The 17,842-nt window shown below is 71.1% G+C and carries 13 protein-coding genes and 1 pseudogene; 11 read left to right on the top strand and 3 right to left on the bottom strand.

The window, feature by feature from the left end; all coding sequences use genetic code 11:
- The first annotated feature begins 154 nt into the window (after positions 1–154).
- The 4 genes from tig (at position 155) to clpX (ending at position 4,662) form a co-directional block, all read left to right on the top strand.
- Entirely contained in the window at positions 155–1,555 is a 1,401-nt protein-coding gene (tig, locus tag E4P40_RS19825) for a trigger factor (protein WP_135160221.1), read from the top strand.
- Positions 1,556–1,816: 261 nt separating this feature from the next.
- On the top strand, positions 1,817–2,449 hold the full coding sequence (locus tag E4P40_RS19820) for an ATP-dependent Clp protease proteolytic subunit (RefSeq protein WP_280790631.1): 633 nt from the start codon (positions 1,817–1,819) through the stop codon (positions 2,447–2,449).
- A gap of 19 nt (positions 2,450–2,468) precedes the next feature.
- Positions 2,469–3,098, top strand: coding sequence for an ATP-dependent Clp protease proteolytic subunit (locus E4P40_RS19815; RefSeq protein WP_135160220.1), 630 nt, complete (start codon positions 2,469–2,471; stop codon positions 3,096–3,098).
- Positions 3,099–3,393: 295 nt separating this feature from the next.
- Positions 3,394–4,662 (top strand): ATP-dependent Clp protease ATP-binding subunit ClpX, encoded by a 1,269-nt coding sequence (gene clpX, locus E4P40_RS19810; protein ID WP_135160219.1) that lies wholly within the window; start codon positions 3,394–3,396, stop codon positions 4,660–4,662.
- Between the two features lie 65 nt (positions 4,663–4,727).
- On the opposite strand, the gene E4P40_RS19805 is transcribed toward clpX, so the two are convergent.
- Positions 4,728–5,651, bottom strand: coding sequence for a DUF559 domain-containing protein (locus E4P40_RS19805; RefSeq protein ID WP_135160218.1), 924 nt, complete (start codon positions 5,649–5,651; stop codon positions 4,728–4,730).
- Positions 5,652–5,760: 109 nt separating this feature from the next.
- Positions 5,761–8,367 carry a valine--tRNA ligase gene (gene valS, locus E4P40_RS19800; RefSeq protein WP_135160217.1) on the bottom strand — a complete coding sequence of 869 codons (2,607 nt, stop codon included), beginning with the start codon at positions 8,365–8,367 and terminating at the stop codon, positions 5,761–5,763.
- A 42-nt stretch (positions 8,368–8,409) separates the two neighbouring features.
- Here valS and E4P40_RS19795 point away from each other — a divergent pair, with 42 nt between their 5' ends.
- The 3 genes from E4P40_RS19795 to E4P40_RS19785 all read left to right on the top strand — a co-directional run bounded on the left by E4P40_RS19795 (position 8,410) and on the right by E4P40_RS19785 (position 10,563).
- Complete coding sequence (locus tag E4P40_RS19795; RefSeq protein WP_135160216.1) at positions 8,410–9,762, top strand: folylpolyglutamate synthase/dihydrofolate synthase family protein; 1,353 nt, start codon at positions 8,410–8,412, stop codon at positions 9,760–9,762.
- Positions 9,759–10,127 carry a DUF4233 domain-containing protein gene (locus tag E4P40_RS19790; protein ID WP_135160215.1) on the top strand — a complete coding sequence of 123 codons (369 nt, stop codon included), beginning with the start codon at positions 9,759–9,761 and terminating at the stop codon, positions 10,125–10,127. Before E4P40_RS19795 ends, E4P40_RS19790 begins: the two co-directional genes overlap by 4 nt.
- A 121-nt stretch (positions 10,128–10,248) precedes the next feature.
- Positions 10,249–10,563, top strand: coding sequence for a Nif11-like leader peptide family natural product precursor (locus E4P40_RS19785; RefSeq protein WP_135160214.1), 315 nt, complete (start codon positions 10,249–10,251; stop codon positions 10,561–10,563).
- 6 nt (positions 10,564–10,569) lie between these two features.
- Here the strand turns inward: E4P40_RS19785 and E4P40_RS19780 are convergent, their stop codons facing one another.
- Positions 10,570–13,827: a type 2 lanthipeptide synthetase LanM family protein gene (locus E4P40_RS19780; protein ID WP_135160213.1), complete on the bottom strand. Its 3,258-nt coding sequence runs from the start codon at positions 13,825–13,827 to the stop codon at positions 10,570–10,572.
- 81 nt (positions 13,828–13,908) lie between these two features.
- Between E4P40_RS19780 and ndk the strand changes: the two genes are divergently transcribed.
- From ndk to E4P40_RS19760, 4 genes and pseudogenes are all read left to right on the top strand, one after another.
- Positions 13,909–14,319 carry a nucleoside-diphosphate kinase gene (gene ndk, locus E4P40_RS19775; RefSeq protein WP_135160212.1) on the top strand — a complete coding sequence of 137 codons (411 nt, stop codon included), beginning with the start codon at positions 13,909–13,911 and terminating at the stop codon, positions 14,317–14,319.
- 124 nt (positions 14,320–14,443) lie between these two features.
- The gene (locus E4P40_RS19770) at positions 14,444–16,366 is read left to right on the top strand and encodes a TIGR03960 family B12-binding radical SAM protein (protein WP_135160211.1); all 1,923 of its coding nucleotides are present in this window, start codon (positions 14,444–14,446) and stop codon (positions 16,364–16,366) included.
- Entirely contained in the window at positions 16,366–17,133 is a 768-nt protein-coding gene (locus tag E4P40_RS19765; RefSeq protein WP_135160210.1) for a TIGR03936 family radical SAM-associated protein, read from the top strand. The genes E4P40_RS19770 and E4P40_RS19765 overlap by 1 nt, the downstream gene beginning before the upstream one ends.
- A 346-nt stretch (positions 17,134–17,479) precedes the next feature.
- Positions 17,480–17,842 (top strand): annotated as a pseudogene (locus E4P40_RS19760) (ribonuclease E/G); the annotation flags it as partial.

The following is a 17,842-nucleotide window of genomic DNA, read 5'->3' as shown; positions in this document are numbered from 1 at the left end:
GGCCGCAGGTTCAAATCCTGTCACCCCGACCGTCGCTGCCAGGGCCCGATCCCGCCGCCCCCTGGCGGCCCACCCGTCTCTAGACTCGTGGCCAATCCCGCGCCGTCCACGTCCGCCGGCGCCTGTCTGTCCGCAATCAAGGAGCACTGCCGCTGTGAAGAGCACCATCGAGGAACTCGGCCCCACGCGGGTCCGGATGGCGATCGAGGTGCCCTGGGGGGACCTGGACCACGCGTTCGGCGAGGTCTACAAGGAGCTCGGCAAGCAGGTGCGCGTCCCCGGCTTCCGTCCCGGCAAGGTGCCCAACCGCGTTCTCGACCAGCGCATCGGGCGCCCCGTCGTCCTGGAGCAGGTCGTCCAGCACGCGATCCCGGAGGTCTACTCCGAGGTCGTCCGCGAGAACCAGGTCCGCGTGCTCGGTCAGCCCGACATCGAGGTCACCCGCCTCGACGACAACGACACCCTGGCCTTCACCGCCGAGGTCGACGTCGCCCCGCAGCTGGAACTGCCGCCGCTGGAGAACCTCGCGGTCACCGTCGAGGACATCGAGGTCACCGACGAGGAGATCGACAAGCAGGTCGACGTCATGCGCGAGCGCTTCGCGATGCTGACCGGCGTCGACCGGGCCGCCGCGGACGGCGACTTCGTGTCCATCGACCTCGAGGCGAAGCTGGACGGCGAGGTGCTCGAGGACGGCTCGACCACCGGCATGTCCTACGAGGTCGGCACCGGCCAGCTGATGGAGGGCCTGGACGACGCGATCCGCGGGCTGTCCGCCGACGAGTCGAAGACCTTCACCACCGCGCTGCTCTCCGGCCCGAACGCCGGCGAGACCGCCGAGGTCACCGTCACCGTCCGCTCGGTGAAGACCAAGGACCTCCCCGAGCTGGACGACGACTTCGCCCAGACCGCCAGCGAGTTCGACACCCTCGCCGAGCTGCGGGACGACGTCCGCACCCGGCTCACCCGCACCAAGACGCTGGGCCAGGGCGCGCAGGCCCGCGACAAGCTGGTCGAGCACCTGCTCGAGATCGTCGAGGTGCCCGTGCCCGAGAACCTCGTCGAGCGCGAGATCGAGTGGCGCAACCGGGCCTTCGAGCAGGAGCTGCAGCAGGCCGGCATGGACTGGGACAGCTTCCTGTCCGTCTCCGGGGTCGAGAGCCGCGAGGCCTACGACGCCGACCAGCGCAAGACTGTCGACGAGGCCGTGCGCACCCAGTTCATCCTCGACGCGATCGCCGACGCCCGTGAGGTCACCGTCGACAACGACGACCTCTCGGCGCAGATCATGGCCCAGGCGCAGCGCAGCCGGATGAGCCCGGAGCAGTACGCGCAGCAGCTGCAGCAGGGCGGCAACATCGCCGAGTTCGTCGCCGACGTCCGCCGGACCAAGACGCTGGCCCAGCTGCTCGAGCAGACGACGATCACCGATGAGTCGGGCAACGTCGTCGACCTCGAGGCGCTGCGCCCGCAGACGCGTCCCGCCACTCCCGCCGCCGAGGACGAGGCCCCTGGCCCGGTCGAGGTCACCGACGAGGACGACGCGAAGGCCTGAAACAGGCACTCCAGCCGGCCGACGACGCCGCTCCGCCCGACCCGGGTGGAGCGGCGTCGTCCGCATTTCCGGGATGTTCGCTGCGCCGTCGGCGAACACCGCCCCGACGGGGACTGTGTCGTCGGGGGACCGCGTTAGGGTCGACAGGACTCAGGCGATCGCCGGGGGGTACCGCCTCCCGGAGGGCCGTTCGAAGCCCGCACCACCCCACCGAGACCGACTGATCAGAACAGTCCTACGGAGGTCACCGCACCCGTGAGCATTACCCACCCGAACTCGGCGAGCGCACCGATGATGCGCGGCGCCAGCGGAATGATGAACCTCGGAGACTCCGTCTACGAGCGCCTGCTCCGCGAGCGGATCATCTTCCTGGGCAGCCAGGTCGACGACGTCATCGCCAACCAGCTGGCCGCCCAGATGCTGCTGCTGTCCGCCGAGGACCCGAAGCGCGACATCCACCTCTACATCAACTCGCCCGGCGGCTCGGTGACCGCCGGCATGGCCATCTACGACACGATGCAGTTCATCGACTGCGACGTGGCCACCTACGGCATGGGCCTGGCCGCCTCCATGGGCCAGTTCCTGCTGACCGCGGGCACCGCGGGCAAGCGCTACGCCCTGCCGCACGCGCGGATCATGATGCACCAGCCGTCGGCCGGCGTCGGCGGTACCGCCTCCGACATCGCCATCCAGGCCGACCTGTTCCGGCGCACGAAGCGCGAGCTCAACGAGCTGCAGTCGCAGCACACCGGTCAGCCGATCGAGCAGATCGAGAAGGACTCCGACCGCGACCGCTGGTTCACCGCCCAGGAGGCCCTCGAGTACGGCTTCGTCGACCACGTGGTGAGCCGCGCCGCCATGACCGACAACAGCAACCCGGTCACCGACAACTGACGGTTCGGAGAACCCTTACATGAGCTTCCAGATGCCCTCCAGCCGTTACATCCTGCCCTCCTTCGTGGAGCGCACGAGCTACGGCATGAAGGAGTCCAACCCCTACAACAAGCTCTTCGAGGAACGGATCATCTTCCTCGGGGTGCAGATCGACGACGCCTCGGCCAACGACGTGATGGCCCAGCTGATCACGCTGGAGTCCGCCGACCCCGACCGCGACATCACGATCTACATCAACTCGCCCGGCGGCTCGTTCACGTCGCTCATGGCGATCTACGACACGATGATGTTCGTCCGCCCGGACATCCAGACCGTCTGCATGGGCCAGGCAGCCTCGGCCGCCGCCGTCCTGCTCGCGGCCGGGACCCCGGGCAAGCGACTGGCGCTGCCCTACTCGCGGGTGCTGATCCACCAGCCGTCGGGTGAGTCCGGTGGGCAGGTCTCCGACCTCGAGATCCACGCCGCCGAGATCCAGCGCGTGCGGTCGCAGATGGAGGAGATCCTGGCGCGCCACACCGGGAACACCCTCGAGCAGGTCCGCACCGACATCGAGCGCGACAAGATCCTCACGGCTCCGGAGGCGAAGGCCTACGGCATCGTCGACGAGGTCATCCAGAGCCGGAAGCTCAACGCACTTCCCGCCGTCTGATCGGCCGGGTCGAGGGCGTCGCGACAGACGCCCTCGGCCCGTACCGTCGATGACAGCGGGGCGAAGGACGCCAGCGGGACAGAAGTGGGACGTCCGGCGAACCGGGTGAGTCATTGCCCGGCCTCGTCGGTGATGGGGGTTACGGTCTGCGGACGCCCGATCCCCGGCTAGTGACGCCGGGAGGACAGCCTCGCGGCAGCAGCCCGAAAGATGAGGCTTCGCAGGGGCTGAGCAGTCAGAATCAAGACGCAGGCTCCTGATCCAGGACCGGCGATTCACAGGTGGAGGTCAGCAGGTGGCACGAATCGGTGAGAGCGGTGACCTGCTCAAGTGCTCCTTCTGCGGGAAGAGCCAGAAGCAGGTCAAGAAGCTCATCGCGGGCCCCGGGGTCTACATCTGCGACGAGTGCATCGACCTCTGCAACGAGATCATCGAGGAAGAGCTCTCGGAGTCCTCGGACCTGAAGTTCGACGAGCTGCCGAAGCCGAAGGAGATCCACGACTTCCTCGAGCAGTACGTCATCGGCCAGGACAAGGCCAAGCGGACCCTCTCGGTGGCCGTCTACAACCACTACAAGCGGATCCAGGCCGGCGGTGACCGCCGCGACGAGGGCGTCGAGCTCGCCAAGTCCAACATCCTGCTGATGGGGCCGACCGGCTGCGGCAAGACCCACCTGGCCCAGACCCTCGCGCGGATGCTCAACGTGCCCTTCGCCATCGCCGACGCCACGGCGCTGACCGAGGCCGGCTACGTGGGTGAGGACGTCGAGAACATCCTCCTCAAGCTCATCCAGGCCGCCGACTACGACGTGAAGCGCGCCGAGACCGGCATCATCTACATCGACGAGGTCGACAAGATCGCCCGCAAGAGCGAGAACCCGTCGATCACCCGCGACGTCTCCGGTGAGGGCGTCCAGCAGGCGCTGCTGAAGATCCTCGAAGGGACGACGGCGTCGGTTCCCCCGCAGGGTGGCCGCAAGCACCCGCACCAGGAGTTCATCCAGATCGACACGACGAACGTGCTGTTCATCGTGGGTGGCGCGTTCGCCGGCCTGGAGAAGGTCATCGAGCAGCGCACCAGCAAGCAGGGCATCGGCTTCGGTGCCGAGATCCGCGGCAAGGCCGAGATCGCCGAGGCCAACGCCTTCGCGGAGGTCATGCCCGAGGACCTGCTGAAGTTCGGCATGATCCCCGAGTTCATCGGCCGGCTCCCGGTGATCACCAGCGTGCAGAAGCTCGACCGCGAGGCGCTGATCAACATCCTCACCGAGCCGAAGAACGCCCTGGTGCGCCAGTACCGGAAGCTGTTCGAGCTCGACGGCGTGGAGCTGGAGTTCACCGACGACGCACTCGAGGCGATCGCCGACCAGGCCATCCTCCGCGGCACCGGCGCCCGTGGGCTCCGCGCGATCATGGAGGAGGTGCTCCAGTCGGTCATGTACGACATCCCCAGCCGTGAGGACGTCGCCTCCGTGGTGATCACCAAGGAGGTCGTCCTGGAGCACGTGAACCCGACGATCGTGCCGCGCAAGCCCACCCGCGAGCGCCGCGAGAAGTCCGCGTAGCACTCGGCTCACCGAGTACTGAACGCCAGAGGCCCAGAACCCCAGCGGTTCTGGGCCTCTGGCGTTCACCGGATCATCATTCGGCCGCGGACGACGGCCACGATCTCCCGACGGCAGCCCTCGGGATCCCGCATGAGCCGCTCGAAGCTGAACCTCAGGACCACCCAGCCGAGCGCGGCCAGGGCGCTGTCGCGGCGCAAGTCACGCTCCCGTGGGGTGCGGCTGCCATGGAACGCCGCGCCGTCCAACTCCACCGCAACGCGCGCCTCCGGGTAGGCGGCGTCCAGGCGGACCCACCGGCCGTCGCCCAGCCGGACGGGATGCTGCTGGACCCAGCGGGGCAGCTGCGGCGGTCCTGGCAGCACACGGGTGGCGCCCCAGATCTCCAGTTCGCTCTCGCAGCCGCCGGCCAACAGGTCCAGCAGTCTCAGCAGTGTCTGCCGCCCGGGGTGGAGGGGGCGGCGGTCGGACTCGGCCCGCAACGCCGCCCAGCGGAAGTCGCCCGAGCGCACACCTTCGATGGCAACCTGACGGACGACCGCCGTCTCCTTGCGCGCATCTGCGTTGCGGCGTGGAACGTGCGACCAGGCCCAGGCGTCGACGAGGCTCCGGCACGGTTCAAGAGCCTCGAGGCGTCCACAGCGGATGGTGGTCACCCGCCGGTCGGACCGGTGAGCGAGGACATGCTTGGCGCCGCGCGGGCTGGCCTTGACCGACACCGTCACATGCAGTGGGCCCGATGACGGGGCGATCAGGCCGGTCGCCGTCAGAGCCGACAGATGGCTGAGCGGCCCTCCCGCCCACAGGCACGCAGCCTCGGCGCGGACGGGCCAGTCCGCCGCGCGGTCCGGCAACGCCACGACGCCGGGGTGAAGGAGCACCAGGTCGCCACGGGCCAGCCAGCGGCCGACGCTGCTGGAGCTCGTCGCCCTCGTGACGTCCTGGCGTCGAGCGACGCCGTGAGGGAGCAGGCTGGTGAGGCGGTGCACGCCGGGAAGGGTGTCTCACCAGCGCCCAGCGCCGCGGCCTCCTTGTGGACAGCGCTGACCCGGTGAACGCCAGCGGCCCACAATCGCAGTGATTGTGGGCCGCTGATGTTCAGTTGTCGGTCGAAGGAGCCGGGGCGAGGACGACGTCGACGCTCAGCGGACCGTCGCCGGCGACGACCGACAGCGTGGCGATCCGGCCGGCGTCCACCAGGTCGCTGCGGATGGCCTCCACCAGCGGCACCTGGTCCGCCGACGCCGTCACGGTCGCGGACTCGACGTCGGCCCGCATCGACTGCTTCGCGTCCGACTTGGCCTTGCGCACCCCGGCCAGCGCCTCGGCGGCGGCCGACACGACCGCCGGGTCCCCGCCCGACGGGAGCTCACCGGCGACCGGCCACGGGGCGCGGTGCACCGAACCGCTCTGCCACCACGACCAGACCTCTTCGGTCACGAACGGCAGCACCGGGGCGAACAGGCGCAACTGCACCGCGAGTGCCAGGGCCAGCGCGGCGTGCGCCGACTCGGCGTCCGCCCCTGACCGGTAGGCGCGGGACTTGACCAGCTCCACGTAGTCGTCGCAGAACGACCAGAAGAACGTCTCGGCCACCTCGAGCGCGCGGGTGTAGTTGAAGGCCTCCATCGCGGCGGTCGCCTCGTCGACGACCCCCGCCAGCGAGGTCAGCAGCGCCAGGTCGATCGGCTCGGTGATGCGCTCCGCCGCGCGGTCGACGTCCACGGACCCCGCACCCAGCCCCAGCACGAACTTGCCGACGTTGAGGATCTTCATCGCCAGCCGCCGGCCGACCTTCATCTGCGTCTCGTCGAACGGCGAGTCCGCGCCCGGACGGGCACCGGCGGCGCGCCACCGGACGGCGTCCGTGCCGTACCGCTCCAGGACGTCGATCGGTGTCGTCGCGTTGCCCTTGGACTTCGACATCTTCTTGCGGTCGGGGTCGACCACGAAGCCCGAGATGGTGGCGTGCGTCCAGGGCACCGTGCCGTGCTCGAAGTGGGCCCGGACGACGGTGGAGAACAGCCAGGTCCGGATGATGTCGTGCGCCTGCGGCCGTTGGTCCATCGGGAAGACCCGGGCGAACAGCTCGGGATCGGTGTCCCAGCCCGACGACACCTGCGGCGACAGGGACGACGTCGCCCACGTGTCCATGACGTCGGGGTCGGCCATGAAGCCGCCCGGCTTGCCGCGCTGATCCTCGGTGAACCCCTCGGGGACGTCGGACGACGGATCGACCGGCAGGGACGACTCGGGAGCGAGCAGAGGGTCGGAGAAGTCCGGCTCGCCCTCGGTGTCCAGCCGGTACCAGACCGGGAACGGCACGCCGAAGAACCGCTGGCGGCTGATCAGCCAGTCGCCGTTGAGACCCTCGACCCAGTTGTCGTAGCGGTGCCGCATGTGCTCGGGCACCCACTGGATCTCCCTGCCCCGCGCGATCAGGGCCTCGCGCAGGTCGGCGTCCCGGCCGCCGTTGCGGATGTACCACTGCCGCGTGGTGACGATCTCGAGCGGACGCTCGCCCTTCTCGAAGAACTTCACCGGGTGGGTGATCTGCTTCGGCTCGCCGTGCAGGTCGCCGGACTCCTTCAGCAGCTCGACGATCCGCTGCTGGGCGCTGAACACCGTCTTGCCGGCCAGCTCCGCGTAGGGCTGGGCGGGGACGTCCGGCGGCGGTTCGGCGAGCAGGCGGCCGTCCCAGCCCACGATCGCGCGGGTCGGCAGCTGCAGCTCGCGCCACCAGGTGACGTCGTTGAGGTCGCCGAACGTGCAGATCATTGCGATGCCCGAGCCCTTGTCGATCTCGGCGAGGCGATGCGCGACGACCGGCACCTCGACGTCGAACAGCGGCGTCCGCACCGTCTTGCCGAAGAGCGGCTGGTACCGCTCGTCGTCCGGGTGGGCGACGAGGGCGACACAGGCCGGCAGCAGCTCGGGCCGGGTGGTCTCGATGAAGACCGGGCCGGTCGGGCCGTGGAAGGAGATCCGGTGGTAGGCGCCGGGCCGCTCGCGGTCCTCGAGCTCGGCCTGCGCCACGGCCGTGCGAAACGTGACGTCCCAGAGGGTCGGCGCCTCCTGGGCGTAGGCCTCACCGCGGGCGAGGTTGTGCAGGAACATCCGCTGCGCGGTCGCGCGGGAGGTCTCGGAGATCGTCCGGTAGACGTTGGACCAGTCGACGGACAGCCCGACGCGGCGCCACAGCTGCTCGAAGGCGTGCTCGTCCTCCTCCGTCAGCCGCATGCAGAGCTCGACGAAGTTCCGCCGGGAGATCGGCTGCTGGTCCTTGCCGGGCTTCTCCGGCGGCTCGAACGACGGGTCGTAGGGCAGCGACGGATCGCACCGGACGCCGTAGTAGTTCTGCACCCGGCGCTCGGTCGGCAGCCCGTTGTCGTCCCAGCCCATCGGGTAGAAGACGTGCTTGCCGCGCATCCGCTGGTAGCGGGCGATGAAGTCGGTGTGGGTGTAGCTGAAGACGTGGCCGACGTGCAGCGAGCCGCTGGCGGTCGGCGGGGGAGTGTCGATCGAGTAGATCCGGTCGCGCGGCGTCGCCGGGTCCAGCGCTGCGGCGCGGTCGAACGCGTAGGCGTCCTCGGCCGCCCAGCGCTCGATCCACTTCTCCTCGAGCCCGTCGATGGAGGGCTTCTCGGGTACACCCGCAGCGACTGCCGGCGTCGCAGGATCCGGGGCGCGGGTGTCGGTGACCATGGGCCTCAGTCTAGGAACACGGCGGCTGGCATCCTGACGAGGATGAGCAGCAGCACCGGTGACATGGCCCGCGTCGAGAAGGAGCTGCTGGCCCGCTGGCCCGAGAACCGGCTCGAGCCCTCGCTGACCCGCATCACCGCGCTGGTGGACCTCCTCGGCTCGCCGCACCGGGCCATGCCCGTCATCCAGGTGGCCGGCACCAACGGCAAGACGTCGACGGCGCGCATGATCGACGAGCTGCTGCGCGGCTTCGGCCTGCGCGTCGGCCGGTTCACCAGCCCGCACCTGGAGTCGATCCGGGAGCGGATCGTCCTGGACGGCGAACCGGTGAGCGCGGAGCGCTTCGTCGAGACCTACGACGACATCGCGCCCTACGTGCAGATGGTGGACGCCGCGGGCGAGGTCCCGATGAGCTTCTTCGAGGTCACGGTCGGCATGGCCTACGCGCTCTTCGCCGACGCACCGGTCGACGTCGCCGTCATCGAGGTCGGCATGGGCGGCACCTGGGACGCCACCAACGTGGCCGACGCGCGGGTCGCGGTCGTCACGCCGGTGGACCTGGACCACGCCGAGTACCTGGGGCCGGACGTCGCCACCATCGCCGGGGAGAAGGCCGGGATCATCAAGGCCGACTCGATCGCCGTCCTGGCCCACCAGCAGCCGGGTGCGCTCGACTCCCTCGTGCGGCGGGCCGTCGAGGTCGAGGCCGTCGTGGCGCGAGAAGGCACCGAGTTCGGCGTCCTCGAGCGGCGGGTCGCCGTCGGCGGCCAGCAGGTGCGCCTGCAGGGCCTCGGCGGGGAGTACGAGGAGGTCTTCCTGCCGCTGTTCGGTGCACACCAGGCGCAGAACGCGGTGACGGCGCTGGCGGCGGTCGAGGCGTTCCTCGGCGCCGGGGCCGCGACGGGGCCGATCGAGCAGGAGACGGTCCGCGCGGCGTTCGCCTCGGTGCGCTCGCCCGGGCGGCTGGAGCGGGTGCGCACCAGCCCGACCGTGCTCGTCGACGCCGCGCACAACCCGGCCGGCATGGCCGCGACGGTCGACGCGATCAAGGAGTCCTTCGACTTCACGCGGCTGATCGGTGTCGTCGGCTGCGTGGCAGGGAAGGACGTCGCCGGGATCCTGGCCGCCCTCGAGGACGTCTGCGCCGAGGTCGTCGTGACACAGAACCGCTCGTCGCGGGCGATGCCGGCCGACGAGCTGGGGGCGCTGGCGGTCGACGTCTTCGGCGCCGACCGGGTCAGCGTCTCCCCGCGGCTGGCCGACGCCCTGTCGGAGGCCATCGAGCTCGCCGAGGCCGGTCCGGACGACGCCCTGGGCGGCTCGGGCGTGCTCGTGACCGGCAGCGTGATCACGGCGGGGGAGGCCCGCACCCTGATGACGCGGCGGAACCCGTGACGGCGCCCGATCCGGTCCGCGCGGGGCGGGCGCTGGGCGGTGCGGCGGCCGGTCTCCTCGTGCTCGAGGGCATCGCGACGCTGTTCGTCCCGCGCGGCATCGCCCAGGACGGGGCCGGTCTCACCGCGGCACGGCTCACGTACCTGCTCGTCCTGGCCGTCGTCCTGATCCTGGCCGCCGGGGTCCAGCGCCGGGAGCGCGGCGTGCTGATCGGCACCGTCCTACAGGTGCCGCTGCTCCTGACCGGGCTGCTCAACAGCGTGATGTGGTTCGTCGCCGGGGCGTTCGTGCTCATCTGGCTCTACCTGCTGCAGGTGCGCAAGGAGCTTCTCGGCTCGCCGTGGGGGTCCCGGCCGATCCCGTGACTCCAACTCACGAGAAACCGCGCGCAACGAGACCCGTCGGTGCCTGTGTCGCTGCTACGTTCCGGCCATCGGGCCCGGCGCGGCACGTCTGCCGGCCGGCGAGAGCACAGGGGGAGGCAACGTGGCCGAGGCCGGAACGAAGATGAGGGAGCTGCAGGAGCTGTTGCAGGACGAGTCGCTGCGCACTCGGATCGAACGCGCATCCGACTTCGACGCCGTGACCACCCTCATCGAGGAGGCGGGGTCGGCCAAGGGCTACAGCCTCGACAAGGAGTGGCTGTACGGGTTCTACGCCGACGTCCTCTTCGCCCGCGCGCCCACCACGTTCACCGAGAGCGAGCTCATGGACGTCGCCAACGGCATGATGAGCCAGGACTCGGCGCCCAAGCTCTGTCACACGGCCTCCTGCGGTGGCAACCACGCTGGCTGCTGCTAGGCGGCGTCAGTCCCAGAGCAGGACGCTGGGCAGCCGGGGATCGTGCACCCGGAGCAGCTGGTAGCCGATGCCCGCCGTCCCTGGGAAGAGGCCTGGGTGGTGCAGGCCCTCGCCCGGGAAGACCTGGAAGTCCTTCTCCCGGACACGGCGCACCAGGACGGCCTCGGCCCCTGACCGAGCCAGGTCGTGGAGATCGGCCGCGTCGAGGACGTCGGCGGCGACGGCGAACACCTCGACCCTGCCCATGTTGCCGCAGCACAGCGAGTCGAGGTCCTGGAGGTAGTTCCGCCGCGTCGTCCGGAGGCCGACGACGATCTCCGACCTGAGGGCGGGATCGTCGACGACACGCAGGATCCCCAACCGGGACAAGGTGATGCCGGCGGCGCCGTGGCACCACTTGACCGGCCAGGGGCCGGCCTCGGACAGCCGCGGTCGGAGGTCGGGCCAGTTGTCGTGCTCGGCACTGAAACGCGCCCTCTCGTACTCCAGGTGTTCCAGCGCCCCGCCGAGGAGGGCGTGCTCGGACGTCGCGGCCGAGAGGCGGGCGAGGGCGAAGGCGAGGCCGGCCGCGCCGTGCGCGAAACCGGTGAGCCGCGCGGACGGCGGCTCAACGTTTCCGTTGTACGACCCCGCGCTGACCAGGTGCTCGCCGCAGTCCAGCGCTCGGGCCAGCACGTCCGGGTCGCCGGTGGCCCGGTGCAGGGCGAGCAGCGCCAGCAGCGCGCCGGCGCCCCCGCCCAGCACGTCGAGCCGGTCGTCCGCGGCGATCGTCGCAGGGGTGAACCAGTGCGCCAGCGATGTGGCGTCCGCGAGCAGGGCCGGCGCTGCGTCGGTTCCTTCGAGATGCCCCGCCACGGCGCTCATGGCGTAGAGGAGGCTGCCCAGGCCCGAGCCGGCCCCGATCCCACGGAGCCGGGCCGTCATCTGCCTGGCCGAGGGCTCGACGGCACGCAGCCGCCGACGCGGGCCGCCGAGCGCACGAAGGGCCAGGTCCGCCCACTTCGCGTCGCCGGTCGAGCGGAACAGGGCGGCGAGGAAAACGGCCACACCGGCGACCCCGTCGTACAAGAAGTCGTTGAGGACGTCGATCTCGTGGCAGTCGCCCTCGTCGAGGTACTGGAGGCCGATCCAGTTCACCGCGCCGGCGCCGTCGGTGATCGCAGTGGCCTCGATGGCGCGTCCGATGTCCAGGGCCGCCGCGAGCAGGTCGGGGCGGTCCGCGCAGCCCAGCGGCGAGGCGAGGGACGGCGCCGGCGGTCGCGGCCTCTGCCGTCGTCCCACGCGCGCGGCCAGGGAGGCTTCGATGACGCGGACCTGCCTGGCCAGGTCGCCCTCGTCGAACAACTGCAGCTGATCGAGCACCGTGTCGTAGGCAGCGCGCCGGAAGGCGTCCCGTACGCGGGTTCCGTCCCCGCAGTGGAGGTCCCGCGTGTCGGGCCTCGTCGTCAGCAGGGGAACGTCCAGCCGCGCGGCGGCGCGCAGCTCGTGGTGGAACACCGGCCAGAGCGCCGGCCTCGTCGGGCCGGCCAGGAACGGCCTCGCCAGCTGCTCCAGGTACAGCCCGAGATCGACCCCGCTGCGGAGCTGCTCCGGCTGACGGCTCCCCGCCAGGAGGGCCGCGTAGAAGCGCGTGGCGCGGTGGATGAACCGCGTCGGACAGCTCCGCATCCGTTCCAGCGGCCCGAGGGGATCGAGCAGCTCGCGTCGCCGGCTCGCCAGCAGCCGGTAGGCCGAGCGGAATCCGTCGACCAGGTGCTCCGCGTGGTCCAGCACGGACTGCGGCCGGCCGTCCAGGCGGACGACGTGGCGGCCGAGGGTCGGCTCCGGCCGGGCACGGATCCGGCGCATCGCGTCGGTGTTCACATCGGTCCACACGTGGACGGCGTCCTGGTCACCGCGGGAAGGCCGTGTCGCGGCGGCGAGGCCGCTGTTGTCGTACGCGACGCCTGCGTGGAGGCGCCACTGGGGGAGAAGTCCGACGCGCAGGACCGATACGCCCAGCATCTGATCGCGCAGGCCCTCGCCGTCGAGGACGGACTCGCCTGCGTCGAGCGGGCGAGGGTCCGGGTACATCAGCGTCTCGGCGTCCACCAGGACGGGCTGGTCGCCGTGGGCGATCAGGTTCTCGTAGTGGCAGTCCGTGGCGCGCAGCAGGTGGAGGACGGCGAGCAGCATCCCGGCCCGGGTGTAGTACCGCGAGACGTCGTCCGCCGTGGTGCACTCGCGGTCGTCGACGTACTCCGTCCATCCGTAGTCCCCGCGATCCAGCACCGTCGTCGAGCGCAGCGGAGGAGTGGCACCGGCGTCGTTGAACCAGTCGACGAGCTCGTTGAAGCGCGCCTCCATCGCCAGCGGCTTCGGCTTGTAGACGACGAGGCCTCCGTCGTCGAACAGGACGCTGGTGACCGAGCGGCCACCGCGATGCCGGTCACCGAGTGCGCCGTCGAAGCGCGCGACCCGCACGTGCTCGCGGATGCCGAACGAGCGGCTCAGCTCGTCCCGGTCGGTGCGCAGCCGGCCGACGAGCTCGGCCGTGGCGTCCACCCAGAGGACGACGGAGGTCGCGACCAGCCGACCGAGCACCGGGTACTTCTCCAGCAGCGGCAGCCAGCCCGCCTCGAGGTACTGGTGCACGAAGGCGTCGTAGCGCTCTCGGCTCGGCGTCCCCGTGGCCGGGAAACCGAGCGCCGCGGTCAGGGCGCGGCCGGCCGAGGTGCCCCGGAACTCGACGGCCAGTGCCTCCTCGGACAGCCACGAGACATGGTCGAGGAGGGCGTGCTCGAGCCCCAGGTAGGCGTCCATGGTCATGACGTCGACCGGGAACTCCTCGGGTGTTCCGCTGTCGCGCCGGAGGCGTTCCAGGAGACGGCGGCGCCCGACGTGGACAGTGGGGAGCAGCAGTTCCTCGAAGGGCACCGGCCCGCCCGGCCGCAACCGATCAGGTCGGAGCATCCCCGGGTGCAGGCAGAGGGGAGCCGAGCGGCACAGTTCCCGGAGGACGTCCGGCCACTGCCGGGCGTCCGCAGCACCGGGGGCGAAGGTCCAGGGTTCGCCCCAGCGCAGGCGCTTGTCGAACCAGGCGGTCCCCTGGGGTTCGACGGCCCGGCGCCAGCGCTCGAGCAGTTCCGGTCCGATGCCCGGCTGCCCGCCTTCGGAGGTCACGTGGCCGTCGACCTGCTCCTGGAGCAGGAGGCCGCGCGCCGCGATCTGCTGGATCCGGCGGTCCCGGTCGCTGTCGATGACGGCGCAGCCTAGCCGGAGCACTCGTTGCCGGGGGCCTGTCGGAGTCCGGCCTCGAGCGGGGCCCGGTCAGGGCGTGCCGACCTGCCCGTAGGCTGCCGCCCCGTGACCGAACGCACCCTCGTCCTCGTCAAGCCTGATGGCGTCGCCCGTGGCCTGGTCGGCGAGGTGATCACCCGTCTGGAGCGCAAGGGCCTGCGGCTGGTCGCCGCCGAGCTGCGCACGCTGACCGCCGACGTCGCCGAGACGCACTACGCCGAGCACCGCGAGCGCCCGTTCTTCGGCTCGCTCGTCGAGTTCATCACCAGCGGCCCGCTCATGGCGCTGGTCGTCGAGGGCCCGCGCGCCATCGAGGCGTTCCGCGCGCTCGCCGGCGCGACCGACCCGGTGAAGGCCGCACCCGGCACCATCCGCGGCGACTTCGCGCTCGAGGTGCAGAACAACATCGTCCACGGCTCGGACTCGCCCGAGTCCGCCGAGCGCGAGATCACGCTCTTCTTCCCCGACCTGGGCTGAGGACCGCCGCGCCGCCGTCCTGGCTCAGCTGGGGTGGTCCTGGCTCACCGTCGACCGTGAGCCAGGACCCCGGACGATCAGGTCACCTGATCGTCATCCGCCCGGCGGCTACCCTGGACGGGTCATGACTGGTCAGACCCTGTACCCCCGCCTCGAGCCGTTGCTGGCTCAGATCCAGAAGCCGATCCAGTACGTCGGCGGTGAACTGAACTCCCAGGTCAAGCCCTGGGAGGACGCCGATGTCCACTGGGCGCTGATGTATCCCGACGCTTACGAGGTGGGGCTGCCGAACCAGGGGCTGATGATCCTGTACGAGGTGCTCAACGAGCGCCCGGACGCCCTGGCCGAGCGCACCTACGCCGTCTGGCCCGACCTTGCCGCCCTCATGCGCGAGAACGGCGTCCCGCAGTTCACCGTCGACGGGCACCGCGCCGTCCGGGACTTCGACCTGCTCGGTGTCAGCTTCGCGACCGAGCTCGGGTACACGAACCTGCTCGAGGCGCTCGACCTCGCCGGCGTCCCGATCCTCGCGCAGGACCGCGACGAGACCCACCCGGTCGTCGTCGCCGGCGGTCACGCGGCCTTCAACCCCGAGCCGGTCGCCGACTTCGTCGACTGCGCCGTCCTCGGCGACGGCGAGCAGGTCGTCGGCGACATCACCGACGTCGTCAAGGCGTGGAAGGCGCAGGGGAGGCCCGGCGGCCGGATCGAGCTGCTGGCCCGTCTCGCCCGCGTCGAGGGTGTCTACGTGCCGCGCTTCTACGACGTCGTCTACGGCTCGGACGGCGCCATCGCGCGCGTGCAGCGCACCCGGGACGACGTCCCCGCCAGGGTCGGCAAGCGGACCGTCATGGACCTCGACGAGTGGCCCTACCCGAAGACGCCGATCGTGCCGCTGGCCGAGTCGGTGCACGAGCGGATGAGCGTCGAGATCTTCCGCGGCTGCACGCGCGGCTGCCGCTTCTGCCAGGCCGGGATGATCACCCGCCCGGTGCGGGAGCGGACGATCACCGGCATCGGGTCGATGGTCGAGCAGGGGCTCAAGGCGACCGGGTACGAGGAGGTCGGACTCCTCAGCCTCTCCAGCGCCGACCACTCCGAGATCGGCCAGCTCGCCAAGGAGCTCGCCGACCGCTACGAGGGCACGAACACCAGCCTCAGCCTGCCGTCGACCCGCGTCGACGCGTTCAACGTCACCCTCGCCAACGAGCTGTCCCGGAACGGACGGCGCAGCGGCCTCACCTTCGCCCCCGAGGGCGGCAGTGAGCGCATCCGCCGGGTCATCAACAAGACGGTGTCCAAGGAGGACCTCGTCCGCACGGTGACGACGGCGTACGCCAACGGCTGGCGCCAGGTGAAGCTCTACTTCATGTGCGGTCTGCCCACCGAGACCGACGAGGACGTGCTGGAGATCGCCGACCTCGCCGTCGAGGTGATCAAGGCCGGCCGCGAGGCCAGCGGGCAGAAGGACATCCGCTGCACCGTCTCGATCGGCGGGTTCGTCCCCAAGCCGCACACCCCGTTCCAGTGGGCGAGCCAGGCCAGCGCCGAGACCATCGACCACCGGCTGCGGGTGCTCCGGCAGAAGATCAACGAGGACCGCCGCATCGGCCGGTCCATCGGCCTGCGCTACCACGACGGCAAGCCCGGCGTGATCGAAGGGCTCCTGTCCCGCGGCGACCGCCGCGTCGGCCGGGTCATCGAGCGGGTCTGGCGGGACGGCGGGAAGTTCGACGGCTGGAGCGAGCACTTCTCCTTCGACCGGTGGACGACGGCGGCACAGGAGGAGCTGGCGCCCTACGGCGTCGACCTCGACTGGTTCACCACCCGCGAGCGGACCGAGCACGAGGTCCTGCCCTGGGACCACTTGGACTCCGGGCTGGACAAGGAGTGGCTCTGGGAGGACTGGCAGGAGGCGCTCTCGGAGGAGGAGGTCGCCGACTGCCGGTGGACCCCCTGCTACGACTGCGGGGTCTGCCCGACGATGGGCACCGAGATCCAGATCGGCCCCACCGGCCGCAGCCTGCTCCCGCTGACCGTCGTCTGATGGCGCGCCAGCCCGACGGGCCCCCGCCGCCCCCGACCGTCCAGAAGCTCCGGATCCGCTACGCCAAGCGTGGCCGGCTGCGGTTCGCCTCCCACCGCGACCTGGCGCGCACCCTCGAGCGCGCGCTGCGCCGCGCCCAGGTCCCGATGGCGTTCTCCGCCGGCTTCAGTCCGCACCCGAAGATCTCCTACCTCGGTGCCGCCCCGACCGGCTCCGCGAGCGAGGCCGAGTACCTGGAGATCGGGCTCTCGGTCCGGTGCGACCCGGAGGCCGTGCGGCAGGCGCTCGACGCCTCGCTCCCCGTCGAGGTCGCGATCCTGGAGTGCGTGGAGGCGGGAGAGGGGACCGGCTCCCTCGCCGACCGGATCGACACCTCGGTCTGGCGGGTCGAGCTGCCCGGCGTGACGCTGGCCGAGCTGCAGCCGGCGGTCGAGGCGTTCCTCGCCAGCGACGTCGTGACCGTCGCCAAGCGCACGAAGAACGGCCTCAAGGACATCGACGCGCGGGCTTCGGTCGCCAGCGCGTCGGCGGCCGAGGAGGCAGGTTGTGCCATACTGCACATGGTCGTCCGGCAGCTGACGCCCGCCGTACGACCTGACGACGTGTTGGCCGCACTGGCTGCCGTCGCCGACCTGCACCCGCCGTTGCCCCCACGGGCCGTGCGTGAGGCGCAGGGCCGGCTCGACGACAGCGGGACCGTGGCCGATCCGCTCGGTCCTGACCGCGCAGCGCGCATCCTCGTCAGCGGGGGGCACGCGGCGGTCTGACCGTAGGACCCCGGGGCCACGCGACGTCGAGCGGCACGGCTGCCAGACGTGACGCACCCCGACCGGCCCACCCGGGCCCGGCCGACAGACCACCGAAGACCAGCACCACGCCAGACCAGCAGGAACGCAGGGACCAGCAGGACCGGACCTGAAGCCGGGTCCGGGCACCACCAGCAGTCCGGCTCCCGCCGCGGCAACCGCCGCGCGGAGGCCGACCCCAGACTTCCGCAGGACGAGCCACTTCGCACCCACCCACGAGCGACGGCCCGTCCCGCCCAACCCGTGCTCCTGCGCGGCCGCCAGTCATCCGATCGGCGCCCGGGAGTGCATGAGGAGACGAGCCCTCGTGGCCGATAGCGACTTCACCAGCACCGACACCGAGACCACCGCCGAGGAGACCAGCGCAGAACCGGAGGAGACGAAGACCGTCGTCGCCCCCGGCAGCAGCGAGGTCCCCGGGGACGACGAGGCCGAGGCGGCCGAGGTCGCCCCCGAACCGGAGCCCGAACCGGACCTGGAGCCCGAGCCGGAGCTGCCGCGGTTCGCCGCGCCGTTCAGCTCGCCCGAGCCCACCGCCGTCGTCGCCCGCCCCCGCCGCCGCGCGACCCGCTCGGTGATCGCCGCCGACCCCGACTCCGTCGAGGCGCTCGCCCCGGCGCCCGCCGTCCCCGCGTTCGTGAGCTTCGTCGCGCCGTCGGAGACCGACGCC

Source organism: Blastococcus sp. CT_GayMR20, assembly GCF_004570345.1.
This window is presented reverse-complemented; position numbering and strand designations above follow the sequence as displayed.